This is a genomic window from Nostoc sp. CmiVER01 (assembly GCF_034531135.2).
In the GTDB taxonomy this organism is placed as follows: domain Bacteria; phylum Cyanobacteriota; class Cyanobacteriia; order Cyanobacteriales; family Nostocaceae; genus Nostoc.
Genome location: NZ_JAVRBU020000008.1, coordinates 174,427 through 186,474 on the forward strand (window position 1 = coordinate 174,427; position 12,048 = coordinate 186,474).

At 42.7% G+C, this 12,048-nt stretch carries 13 protein-coding genes; 6 read left to right on the plus strand and 7 right to left on the minus strand.

The annotated features are described in order from the left end of the window. Positions 1–65 precede the first annotated feature (65 nt). Together RMZ43_RS15300 and RMZ43_RS15305 are read right to left on the minus strand one after the other, a co-directional pair. The gene (locus RMZ43_RS15300; protein ID WP_322650714.1) at positions 66–788 is read right to left on the minus strand and encodes a Uma2 family endonuclease; all 723 of its coding nucleotides are present in this window, start codon (positions 786–788) and stop codon (positions 66–68) included. Positions 789–1,073: 285 nt separating this feature from the next. Then, positions 1,074–2,651 carry an NAD(P)H-quinone oxidoreductase subunit 4 gene (locus tag RMZ43_RS15305; RefSeq protein ID WP_322653430.1) on the minus strand — a complete coding sequence of 526 codons (1,578 nt, stop codon included), beginning with the start codon at positions 2,649–2,651 and terminating at the stop codon, positions 1,074–1,076. Positions 2,652–3,025: 374 nt separating this feature from the next. Here RMZ43_RS15305 and RMZ43_RS15310 point away from each other — a divergent pair, with 374 nt between their 5' ends. The 4 genes from RMZ43_RS15310 to RMZ43_RS15325 all read left to right on the plus strand — a co-directional run bounded on the left by RMZ43_RS15310 (position 3,026) and on the right by RMZ43_RS15325 (position 4,513). Beyond that, positions 3,026–3,283, plus strand: a complete 258-nt coding sequence (locus RMZ43_RS15310) for a hypothetical protein (RefSeq protein ID WP_322653431.1) — start codon at positions 3,026–3,028, stop codon at positions 3,281–3,283. A 7-nt stretch (positions 3,284–3,290) separates the two neighbouring features. Continuing rightward, positions 3,291–3,617 (plus strand): type II toxin-antitoxin system RelE/ParE family toxin, encoded by a 327-nt coding sequence (locus RMZ43_RS15315; RefSeq protein WP_322653432.1) that lies wholly within the window; start codon positions 3,291–3,293, stop codon positions 3,615–3,617. Positions 3,618–3,770: 153 nt separating this feature from the next. Next, complete coding sequence (locus tag RMZ43_RS15320) at positions 3,771–4,076, plus strand: hypothetical protein (RefSeq protein WP_322653433.1); 306 nt, start codon at positions 3,771–3,773, stop codon at positions 4,074–4,076. Continuing rightward, the gene (locus RMZ43_RS15325) at positions 4,073–4,513 is read left to right on the plus strand and encodes a helix-turn-helix domain-containing protein (protein ID WP_322653434.1); all 441 of its coding nucleotides are present in this window, start codon (positions 4,073–4,075) and stop codon (positions 4,511–4,513) included. The genes RMZ43_RS15320 and RMZ43_RS15325 overlap by 4 nt, the downstream gene beginning before the upstream one ends. A gap of 52 nt (positions 4,514–4,565) precedes the next feature. Here the strand turns inward: RMZ43_RS15325 and RMZ43_RS15330 are convergent, their stop codons facing one another. The 5 genes from RMZ43_RS15330 to RMZ43_RS15350 all read right to left on the minus strand — a co-directional run bounded on the left by RMZ43_RS15330 (position 4,566) and on the right by RMZ43_RS15350 (position 9,153). Then, entirely contained in the window at positions 4,566–4,862 is a 297-nt protein-coding gene (locus RMZ43_RS15330) for a type II toxin-antitoxin system RelE/ParE family toxin (protein WP_322653435.1), read from the minus strand. Continuing rightward, positions 4,859–5,089, minus strand: coding sequence for an addiction module protein (locus RMZ43_RS15335; protein ID WP_322653436.1), 231 nt, complete (start codon positions 5,087–5,089; stop codon positions 4,859–4,861). Before RMZ43_RS15335 ends, RMZ43_RS15330 begins: the two co-directional genes overlap by 4 nt. Before the next feature lie 186 nt (positions 5,090–5,275). Further along, entirely contained in the window at positions 5,276–7,378 is a 2,103-nt protein-coding gene (locus tag RMZ43_RS15340) for an NAD(P)H-quinone oxidoreductase subunit 5 (protein ID WP_322653437.1), read from the minus strand. Positions 7,379–7,628: 250 nt separating this feature from the next. Next, a complete protein-coding gene (locus tag RMZ43_RS15345) occupies positions 7,629–8,015 on the minus strand; it encodes a thioredoxin family protein (RefSeq protein ID WP_322650718.1) in 387 nt (128 codons plus the stop codon). Between the two features lie 415 nt (positions 8,016–8,430). Next, positions 8,431–9,153 carry an NnrU family protein gene (locus tag RMZ43_RS15350; RefSeq protein WP_322650719.1) on the minus strand — a complete coding sequence of 241 codons (723 nt, stop codon included), beginning with the start codon at positions 9,151–9,153 and terminating at the stop codon, positions 8,431–8,433. A gap of 212 nt (positions 9,154–9,365) precedes the next feature. Here RMZ43_RS15350 and RMZ43_RS15355 point away from each other — a divergent pair, with 212 nt between their 5' ends. Beyond that, positions 9,366–10,379 carry a LysR family transcriptional regulator gene (locus RMZ43_RS15355; RefSeq protein ID WP_322650720.1) on the plus strand — a complete coding sequence of 338 codons (1,014 nt, stop codon included), beginning with the start codon at positions 9,366–9,368 and terminating at the stop codon, positions 10,377–10,379. Positions 10,380–10,643: 264 nt separating this feature from the next. Further along, a complete protein-coding gene (locus RMZ43_RS15360; protein WP_322650721.1) occupies positions 10,644–12,044 on the plus strand; it encodes a serine/threonine-protein kinase in 1,401 nt (466 codons plus the stop codon). Positions 12,045–12,048: the final 4 nt, after the last annotated feature.

The window sequence follows — 12,048 nt, forward strand, 5'->3', positions numbered from 1 at the left end:
TGAGTTGTAGGCGCGTAGGCGTAGCCCGTCGTAGACATCGCTAACCATTACAGAATCTGGTGAATCTATAACAAATTTTCTGGATCAACACCTAGCGCATTCAATCTTTCAATTAACATTTTCACCTGTTGTTCTGCTTCCACCCGTCGCTGTTCTTCAAAAGCTGTGCGTTCTTCCGCTTCCCTAATGCGTTCTTCTGGTGTCAGCAATTTTTGCCCTTCCTCGTCATACCAGTATAGCCACTCCCGCACAATACCTTGATAAATTCCCCGTTCTCGCCCAATTCCTAAACCAATCTCTGGCAGCCAAACGGGATTTCCTGACATTAAGATATATTCGCCATCAACTAAGTGATACACCTCCAAAGGTGTCTTTTTACGCCGAAGCGGACTATATACAACGTAGTACAAAATCCCTAATTCTTTGGCATATAATTCTTTTTTAGTGCTATATTCTTCTCGATATATTTGGGAAACAACTTCTAGTGCTAAGATCGGCTGCTTCTTTTCTTCCCACAGCACATAACTTAGGCGTAAATCCTCATCAATGAAGCGTTTAACTCCTAAGCTAAGAAATCCATCAGGGACGATGGCTGGTTTGTCTGGGTGATAATAAATACCCATGTCAACACCAAAGAACCAATCCCAGCGATCGCACCAAACCAAAGCCAGTGTCGTTTTCATTAAGCCGGGAATTAAATTTTGGAGTTCATTATCCACAGCAGTATCATCTGAGTCGGGTAATTCTTCGGAAGATGGCAAACAATGCAGTGGATTGTAGTTTAACATGAGCGGTTTTGCCAAATTTGATTCTAGATAGATTGTACGTAATCTATTGATGTGCGATCGCAGCACAAGAATAAAGAACCATTTTTAGTCTAGGCGTAGCCCTTTGTAGACATTGCCTGTGGATTTTTCTCAGTATTCACAGACTTGTGATTGCAAAATTTTACATTAAATTCATGGTTTTTCGATACTGATTACCAGAATCTCTAACTGACAATAGCAAAAAAGGGCAGGTACAAAACCCGCCCTCAAAGTAATCAATATTTAAACTAAACTAGCGATCGCAACTTAATTACCAATTTGAGGCGCACTCAAAGAAACCTTTAGTGCATCGTCTTTTTGCTGTGCTAATGTCGGCACGGAATCACGCAATCTTGCGGTCAATTGTACAGTTGTAGCGTCGTACATCTGAGTCAGCAATTTTGGATAGAAACCAATACCAATAATTGGAATCAACAAACAGGCAATGATAAATACTTCACGGGGTTCAGCATCTATCAAAGCTTGGTGAGAAACTAATTCCTTGTTCTCTTCTCCGTAGAAAATTTCTCGTAACATCGACAGCAGATAAATGGGAGTCAAAATTACTCCCACTGCCATCAAGAATACAACAATCACTTTGAAGGTAGAGCTATAAGCATCGCTAGTAGCAAAGCCGACAAATACCATTAATTCTGCCACGAAACCGCTCATCCCTGGTAATGCCAAAGAAGCCATCGAACAAGTGGTGAACATAGCGAAAATCTTCGGCATTCTCTTCGCAACACCGCCCATTTCATCTAACATCAGGGTGTGTGTGCGATCGTAAGTTGCGCCAACCAGGAAGAACAAACTCGCCCCAATTAACCCGTGAGAAACCATTTGCAATACTGCCCCACTCAATCCCAAATCGGTGAAGGAGGCGATACCAATCATCACAAAGCCCATGTGAGAAATTGAGGAGTAGGCAATTTTTCGCTTCAGGTTGCGCTGGGCAAAGGATGTTAAGGCAGCGTAGATGATGTTAACTACCCCCAAAACCACCAACACTGGTGCAAAAAAAGCGTGGGCATCGGGGAGCATTTGGGCATTCATCCGAATTAAGGCATAACCGCCCATTTTCAAAAGAATACCTGCCAATAACATGTGTACGGGCGCTGTTGCTTCACCGTGGGCATCAGGTAGCCAGGTGTGCAAGGGAATAATCGGCAACTTGACGGCGTAGGCAATCAGGAAGCCAGCATAGACAGCAAGTTGGAAATTCAGGGCGAAATCTTTTAAGCCGAGCGATCGCATGTCAAACGTCACCGTATCGCCGTAAAATCCCATTGTCAGGGCAGACAGCAAAATAAACAGCGAACCGCCGGCAGTGTATAAAATGAATTTGGTTGCTGCATATTGCCGTCTTTTGCCTCCCCAAATCGACAGCAGAAAGTATATCGGTACTAGTTCCAGTTCCCACACCAGGAAAAACAACAGCATATCCTGGACAGCGAACACGGCAATTTGACCGCCATACATCGCCAAAATCAAGAAGTAAAATAGCTTCGGCTTGAAGGTGACAGGCCAAGCTGCTAAAATCGCCAGCGTGGTAATGAATCCAGTCAAAATAATTAGGGGCATAGATAAGCCATCTGCCCCTACTGACCAATTCAAATCTAGTTGGGGTACCCAGGCGTAACTCTCAACCAACTGCAAATCTGGATTGGAGAAATCATACCCAGTATAAAAAGCATAAACAATTAGTGCAAAATCTATCAGCCCTACGATGAGGGAGTACCAGCGCACTGTTTTGCCTTCTTTATCCGGGATGATGGGAATCAGTAGTGAAGCGGCTATCGGCAACAGAATAATCGTCGTCAGCCACGGAAAATTAGCTGTATTCATCACAATTCGTCTGCTATCAAAATCATGTTTGGCAAAAAGTCACTAGTTATTAAGTAACAGCTTTTTCAGGATTTCGTCTTCCTCGTTAGGTTGATTTAATTAAATTGGCAATCCTCTATTTTTCCTCTTGGGAGTCTTTTTTGAAATTTGCGGGTGTGGAATGTGCGTTGTGATACTCCCAGTCAAGTCAAAAATTTACTTTAAAAAAGTTGGTAAAATCATAGTTTAGGGGTGCAATGTCTACGACAAGCCGCTGACGCTCCTTTGTCGCTACCGCTTCGCTAATGCGTCTACGCGTAGCCTACACCATCTCTAAAAATACACGATGCTGTTTGGTGGTTGTTGAAAAAAACCTGACACGAGAAATAACCATAATGATAATTGCACAAATTGAAAGTCAGATTCGTTATGTCACCAACGCAGATGGAGAAACAACAGATGTACTCATCCCTGTAGAACTTTGGCAACAGCTTATAAGTTCCATAAATTCTGATAACACCAGTGGTTTAGCTTGGATTGATGAAAAAGAGCCAAAAGCACAAATATTAGCCGATTTGCAAGAGTCAGTGCGACAAGCAGCAGCAGGACAAACTTTACCAGTTTCAGAGCTTTGGGACGATATCGAAGCCTAGATTTATTATGGCAGAAGTTCGCTTTACACCTCCCTTCAAACGCCGTCTCAAAACTCTGACTAAACGCTATCGGCAAATTCAAATTGATATTCAACCCATTATCGATCAACTACAGGCTGGGAGTTTTATCGGCGATCAAATCTCTGGGGTAGACTTAACCGTTTTTAAAGTTCGAGCAAAAAATAGTGATATACCTACGGGCAAAAGTGGCGGATATCGGTTGATTTATCAGGTTGTCTCACCTGAATGTGTCTTACTTCTACTCATTTATGCAAAATCAGATCGGGCAGATGTCAGTCTAGAAGAGATTGAAGATGCAATTAAAAAGACATAGCCATATTGCTGAGATTGCGTAGGCATTGCACAAAAATAGCTTTTTAATAGAGAAGGTGCGATCGCAAAGCCTACCTTAACCTGATGGGAGTGATCGCCCGCGATCGCATATCATTTATCTACTGTGTAGTCTGTCTCCCATAGCAATAACTTCATGCCTTTTTCCGATTTTACTAATCCTTACCAAAATCCGGCTAACATACCACAGAAGTATCGCCAGCATATAAATCTACTGAAGTTATTTAAAGCTGATGGTTCTTATGTGCGTCCAGCAGAAGACCCTGTGAGGATGTGGGCACTTGAGATTTTAGTAGAAGAGTACGGTGTTCCACTAGAGGCAGATGAATTAAACAGGCGACGTAATGAAGCAAAACATCTGTATACAGAAGCTGAAAATTTGCTTACTGAAGCAAAAACCCGTGTTGAGCGCATCATATTAGGAGAGGAAGATGTCACATGAAGGAGGGCAGCAAGTACCAGCCACTCCTTGAATTTTTACGTGGCAGCGATCAAGATGAAATAACTTTATCATTTGTTGAAATTGAGACTTTAATAAAAGATACTTTGCCCAATTCAGCAAAAAGCAAACGGGCGTGGTGGAGTAATCGCAGCAAAGGCGCATTACAGGCTTCAGCCTGGATAGAAGCGGTATATCGCGTTGAAGATGTTGATTTTGATAAGCAATGCGTTACTTTTCGCAAATTTACTACTACTAGTGAACAAGTACAGATTGTAGATGGAAAAGTGGTATGGAATAGCAAATCAATCAAGGCATTACGTCTCCAAATTGGTTTAACACAGGCAGAATTTGCACAAGAGCTAGGTGTACGCCAGCAAACAGTTAGTGAATGGGAAAACGGAATCTATGAACCAACTCGCTCAAAGTCAAAACATTAATATTTAACAAAATTTAGGGGGTCTAAATCCCCTACTAAATTGATGCTTAACTCTACTCTCGACCAATCCAGTACAGAGGCTGACGTTTGTGATGTGCTATCGCTAGAATCCGAATTAAATCATCATTAACAACACGGTATAGGAGTGAATAAGGAAATTTAGGCAGAATCAGCCGACGAACAAATCCTCGAACCACTACACCCGCAGCAGGGTAAGACATAAGGAGATTAACTGCACCTTCTACTTCTGTTAAGTAATCTAGCCCAAGTGCCTGATTTTTTTCCTCATAATAACTTGTGGCATCAACCAGTTCTTGCTCTGCCAATGGATGAAATACAATTCTTGTCATTGTAAAGATGCACGAACTCGTCGAAATACTTCTTCAGCAGGAATACCAATAATTTGATTGGTGTTCATACCTTCATCACGCTTTTGGGCCTCTTCAGCCCAACTAGCTGCAATTTCTTGATCTATTTCACTTTCTTGACCCAATCGTTCAAGTAATCGTGCCAATAAAATCACTTGAGAATCTTTTGGAAGTGCAAGAACTTCAGCTTCAAGCTGTTCAAGGGTCATAATTATTTTCTCATACAGTACTTCTTATTTTACTGGAAGTACAGGTGACAGGTCACAGGGAAGAGGAAACAAGAGTGTTTCTTCCACTTGTTAATTCACTGTAAATAAACTATTAGCCAAAAAAAAGGAGTCTAATTTAGACTCTTAAAAAACTTAGGGGCGGACAGTCGCCCACCCCTACTAAAATCAGGTAACACCAAAGACAATCACTAAGCCCAAAACCGCCCCAAACACAATCAAGGCATAGAATTGAGCGCGACCGTTTTCTAGGTACTTCAGACCTTCACCGCTAACAAGGGTGAAAAAGCCTGTGAGGTTAACAGCACCATCTACAACGCGGAAGTCAACTTCCATAACTTGTCTAGCTACGCGACGCAAGCCGAGGACAAAAACCCGATGGTAAATGTCATCAAAGTACCACTTGTTGAGGGATAACTCGTAAAGTGGTTGGATTTTAGCAGCGATCGCAGCCGGGTCAATTTTACGGCTCAAATACATCAGCGAAGCCAGGGTAATCGCAATCAAAGAAATTCCAACTGAGGCACCCGCCATGATATAGAATTCCGTTGGATTGAACTCGGCAGCCTTTTCTATAACTTCGGAGAGGGTTTCACTAGGAGGAAAGATAAACTCTTCAAAATAATTGGCGTAGGGAGTTCCCACCAAACCAATCAAAATCGAAGGCACAGCCAATAGTGCCAACGGTAGCGTCATTGTCCACGGCGATTCGTGGGGGGAGTCGCTGTGATGCCCGTGGGAGTCATGGGAATCATGATGCTGACTAGTTGCCGATAATTCTCCTTTCTTCATCGCTCCAGGCCCAAAATTCGGGACTGGTTCTTCTGACTCTAATTCCAGGACAATTGTCGCCGCAGCTTTCTTGAGTTTTTCCTTGATTTTCTCGTCAGTACCCCGGAATTTGCCTTCAAATGTCGAGAAATACATTCTAAACATATAAAAAGCAGTGATCCCGGCAGTTAGCCAACCGATAAACCAGAGAAGTGGGTTAGCCTCAAAAGCCTTCCCTAGAATTTCATCTTTTGACCAAAAACCAGCAAAGGGTGGAATACCAGAAATTGCCAAGCAACCAATTAAGAAAGTAGTTGCTGTGACAGGCATATACTTCCGCAGTCCACCCATCAAGCGCATATCTTGCGCTAAGGCGGGGTCGTGTCCAACGACACCTTCCATACCATGAATTACAGAACCTGAACCCAAGAACAGCATCGCCTTGAAATAGGCGTGGGTCATCAGGTGGAATAGTCCAGCACTGTAGGAACCTATTCCCATTGCCATCACCATGTAACCAAGTTGGGAAATGGTGGAATAAGCCAAGCCTTTTTTGATGTCGTTTTGGGTAATAGCAATGGTTGCCCCCAAAAACGCCGTAAACGCCCCAGTAAAAGCAATGACATTCATTGCGGCTGGAACGTCTTCAAATACTGGGTACATCCGCGCAATCAGGAAAACACCAGCCGCCACCATTGTTGCCGCGTGAATCAAGGCAGAAATGGGGGTGGGGCCTTCCATCGCATCTGGTAGCCAGACGTGGAGAGGAAATTGGGCTGATTTTGCAACTGGGCCTAGGAAAACTAAAATCGCAAACAGGACAGCGAGAAAATTGCTGATAGAACCTGATTCGACAAGTTGGGCGAGGCGATCGCCCATAATATTAAAATCAAAGCTTCCTGTTGCCCAGAACAGCCCTAAAATACCGAGTAACAGACCAAAGTCGCCCACCCGGTTGGTCACAAACGCTTTTTGAGCGGCATCTGCTGCTGACTTGCGATCATACCAAAAACCAACCAGCAAGTAGGAACACATCCCGACCAGTTCCCAGAATATATAAATCTGTACTAGGTTGGGGCTGACCACCAGACCTAACATTGAGGAGCCAAACAAACTGAGATAGGCGTAAAACCTCACGTAACCGGGATCGTGAGCCATGTAGCCATCGGTGTAAACCATGACTAAGCAGGCTACCGTTGTGACAATCACCAGCATTAGGGCTGTTAGGTGGTCAATAGTGTAGCCCATGCTCAGGTGGAAACTACCTGCCGCCGCCCACTCAAAGGTGCGAATATAAGACGGGTGTCCTTGAATTTGACTCCAGAGCAAGGCAAACGACAGCCCCATAGCTGCTGCCATCATGGAGATAATCACCACAGCATTAAGCTGGCGGAGGCGGTTTGTTACCTGATTCAACGAGATTAACCCTAGACCGACCAGCATTGCCCCAAGAAGAGGGAACACCGGAATCAGCCAGGCATACTGATAGATTACTTCCATCACTGACGCCTACTTTTAAAATTCTTGATTAGCGTGTCGAAACTGTTAATAATTGTGACTACACCCTTTAGGATAAAATAACCCACCCAAGACTGATTGGGTGGGGTATTAAGCATGGTTTTAGATTTGGTCATTAGTCAGCCCCTTCCCTACGGGACGCTGCGCGAACGGGGAAGTCGAGAGTCAAAAGTCATTGGTCATTAGCCCTATGCCCTATGCCCCATGCCCCATGCCTCATGCCCAATATCCATCAAGCTGACCGATACTCTAAGTCCACTGTTTTTGAACTTTTGTAAATTTTAGAGCTACTAGTGTACCTAGCTTTAATGTCTTCTAAAGCTAGACGTAAATCTTCTCTACCGCGAAAGCATTCCAAGCGATGGCGAATAGTGCCATTTTCAATCAATAGTAAAGTGGGTAGTGATTTGAGCCTATAAGTAGTTGACAATTTAAAATTTTGATCGGCGTTAACCCCAACTAATTTAATTTCTTCCCCACATTGGGCTTGAAATTGCAATAAAAGTGGATGGATAATCCGACACAAGCCACACCAAGGTGCTTCAAAATTAACTAAAACAGGAATAGGTGATTCTAAAACTTCTTGAGTAAATGTCCGCTCACTAACCGACAACACCATGACGCCTCTTGGATTATAAGGTTTTTATATTAAACTACCTATCAGCATTGAAGTGAAAGATTGGCAAGTCAGTAACTGCCGATGGATGCTTTCAGGAACCAAATCTCAAGACACAGAATAATTAGGTAAAAATTGAGCGTATTGATGTGTCTCTGATAATAAAAGCCAGCGCCACTCTCACGGTGGCTTTTTTGGATGTTAGGCTCCTGATTGCCATGGCCACCTGGGGATCTGACTGAATATGACATTTTTCCCCAAGGAAAAGCAACTAACCAATAACTACCAATTTAAAATTTTAACTCGACTCAGACCACCCCCATCGATAGATGTTTGAATTTATCCTACATTGATTTAGGGCAATTGATAAGCTGAAATCCTCATCTATTTTGGATTTTCTGTTGACACTGGGGATCGCCTAGATTTCCCATCTTATCTTACTAGTTGCTTCCAGCAACAGAGGGTGCGACAACCAAAGCAAAACTATAAAAATGGCAACTCCTAAATAGGAAGGGCGAATAAATTCCCGCCATTTGATAGATTGACGGCCGTCGATAATTGCTTTAAAGGGAATAATTGAAGTCCGTTGCTTGGCAATTTCAAAGGCTTCCCCATAGCGATCGCTTAAACGGCGATCGCCATGCCAAACTCCAAACAAGTGATGCAACACCAATCCAATAGAAGTCACAAGGGTAAAGGTAGTACCCAGCCACAGAGTATGGGCAATACACCAAATTATTTGTCCTACCATCTGAGGATGACGGGTAATCCGAATAATTCCTGTTTCATAGAGATGAACTTGGGGCTTTTGAATGGCAGCAATTTCTAGTAGATTGAAGGTAGCAGGATATAAAAATAAAAACGAGATAGCTGACAGCAGCCAAACAAATTCTCGCACTCCTGGTACTCCTTGTACCTGCCAAAGTTGCAAACCATCATATCGATGCCCAAAAAAGTAAATAATTAATATCACAGCCAACGGTAGGCTGACTAATGCAAAGAGAACGCGATAAAGCCTTGGGCCAATATATTTTTCTGCCCTTGGACGCAAAGCAGCGCCTCCACTGTGAGCGATCGCAAAAACTATTTGTAGCCCCAGCATGACAAAATGACTGGGTGTCAACCAAGAAATCAACAGCATATACACGGGTGAAATAATTTAAAGAAAATGGAACTCAGTACAACCAATACCACAAAGTATTCAAAGGGAGACTTTAGTCAAGATGTTGTGCTTCTGTCTTTTTCGAGTCAAGTGTTCAAGTTTAATCTGCAACAAATCATACCTGGCTGATTGTTGCCAAACCTGATTTGTTGTGTGCATCCGCTCCTTTCAAAGTTTGTGGTTTGAGCCTTATGTCTGACCTTCCTTTCACTTTAGATCAGTTACGTATTTTAAAAGCGATCGCCCAAGAAGGAAGCTTCAAGCGTGCCGCTGATAGTCTGTACGTTTCTCAACCTGCCGTTAGCTTGCAAGTGCAAAATCTCGAACGGCAGCTAGATGTCCCCCTATTTGATCGAGGAGGACGACGCGCCCAATTAACTGAAGCAGGGCATCTACTCCTAAGTTACGGTGAAAAAATCCTCAGTCTTTGTCAGGAAACCTGCCGCGCGATCGAGGATTTACAAAATCTCCAAGGCGGTACTTTAATTGTCGGTGCTTCTCAAACCACCGGTACTTATCTTTTACCCAAGATGATCGGTATGTTCCGACAAAAATATCCAGATGTGGCAGTACAATTACACGTCCACTCTACCCGGCGGACTGCTTGGAGTGTCGCTAACGGACAAGTTGATTTGGCAATTATCGGCGGTGAAATTCCTGGTGAATTATCAGAATCCTTGGAAGTTCTTTCTTATGCTGAAGACGAACTAGCGCTAATCCTACCTGTCTTTCATCCCTTTAGCAAACTAGAAAAAATTCAAAAAGATGACCTATACAAATTACAATTCATTGCCCTAGATTCCCAATCTACTATCCGTAAAGTAATTGACCAAGTATTAGCACGCTGTGAAATTGATACCAGACGTTTTAAGGTTGAAATGGAATTAAATTCCATTGAAGCAATTAAAAATGCTGTGCAATCTGGTTTGGGCGCTGCCTTTGTTTCAACTAGCGCGATCGCTAAAGAGTTACAAATGGGTGTTCTGCATCGTACCCCCATTGAAGGCGTTGTTGTCAAACGGACACTGTGGCTGATTTTTAATCCTAATCGCTATAGATCCAAGGCCGCAGAAGCTTTTAGTCGGGAAATTTTGCCTCAGTTTGCTAATCCTGGATGGAGTCAAGATGTGTTAACATTAGCACAAAAAACCATAGTAATATCTACATTAGATATAGCGACGTCTACCTCTGCCGCCGAAGACTAAAATTTGGTGATTAGTCCTACCCTTAAGGCGTCTACGTCATTTGTACTATGTTTTTTGTGAATGACCAATGAACAAATAATTCGTAATTCGTAATTGGTAATTATTATTTCATAGCTTTTCGCCTAACGTAACGTAGGCAAGCTAAGAATTTGACATCAGTAAAAAAGTTTCCTGCTCTTGATAAAGAAGTTGAGTTTCTATGTAATTTAAAGGAATTACGTATTATCAATTACGAATTATTTTGACTAATGACTAATCACAAAAATGGAAGTTTACTGTACTCGTCCACGTTGCCCACGCCCACAAAACTATTTTGCCGATTTAGATGATATTACGACGCTGAAAACAACGCAGCAAAAATACTGTACTAGCTGTGGTATGCCATTGCTGTTAGATGGTCGATATGTGCCCGTAAAGCTGCTGGGAAGGGGGGGATTTGGAGCAGCCTTTTTGGCACGCGATCGCCGAATACCGGGAATGCGCCAATGCGTAGTAAAGCAGTTTCAGCCTGCGGGAAATTTAAGCTTAAATCAACTACAACAAGCACAGTTGATGTTTGAGAGAGAGGCAGAAGTTTTATCACAACTGGGTAACGATCACGAGCAAATACCTGACTTGTTTGCTTTCTTTCCAGTAATAGTTAATGGTTTACAACCAGGAGAGCAAGACCAGTTTTTTTACTTGGTACAAGAATACATTGATGGGCAAAACTTAGAGGAAGAATTAGTTCAACAAGGCAAGTTTTCTGAACAGCAGGTGTTGGAAGTGCTGCAAGAAATCCTGAAGGTGCTAAAGTTTGTCCATCATAGAGGCATTATTCACAGAGATATTAAACCCTCTAACATCATGCGCCGTCGTGATGGTAGACTTTTTCTCCTAGATTTTGGCGCAGTTAAGCAAGTAACAAATGTTGCACTTGGTTCTGCTGCTTCTTCCACAGGAATTTATTCTATGGGATTTGCACCGCCTGAGCAGATGGCTGGGGGTCAAGTATTTCCATCTACGGATTTATACGCTTTGGCTGTAACTATTATTATTTTGTTGACAAATAAAGAAGCAGTTCAATTATTTGATGCCTATAGCAATCAGTGGAAATGGCGATCACAAGTAACTGTCAGCCCTCGCCTTGCTGATATCTTAGACAAGATGCTATTACCTGCTGCTAATCAGCGCTTCCAGTCAGCCCAAGAGGTTTTAGATGCACTTAACTCACAGGCGGCTCATGCTTCTACACAACTTAATTCGCCTTCTGTAACACTTCCACCACAACCACCTAGTTCTAGTCCCGTCGTCCCCCGCCCTTCACCAACTCAACCAGCGTTTTCGACAGTGGAATTGTTAGGTGGGGCGGCATTTAGTGGATTTGAAGGGGCATTAATTGCGATCGCTCTCTTCAGTCTAGTAAAATCACCAATAGTTAGTTTCACTGTTGCATGTGTGATTTTGGGGATACTGATATTTGCCCAAACTAGGCGATGGATTGAAAAGTTCGATTTATTAATTATTCCAACAATTAGTTTTGCGATTATTTTTTTTCTCCCTTTTTTACAGGGAGGGCTTGGCATTAAGGCAGTAGTAATTTTATCAGTTGCAGCAGCCTTAGTAGCCATTTCTTTAACAGCCGTATTTCGGCTTATTTATAAATTATTATCTCTTTTACTTTAAAAAA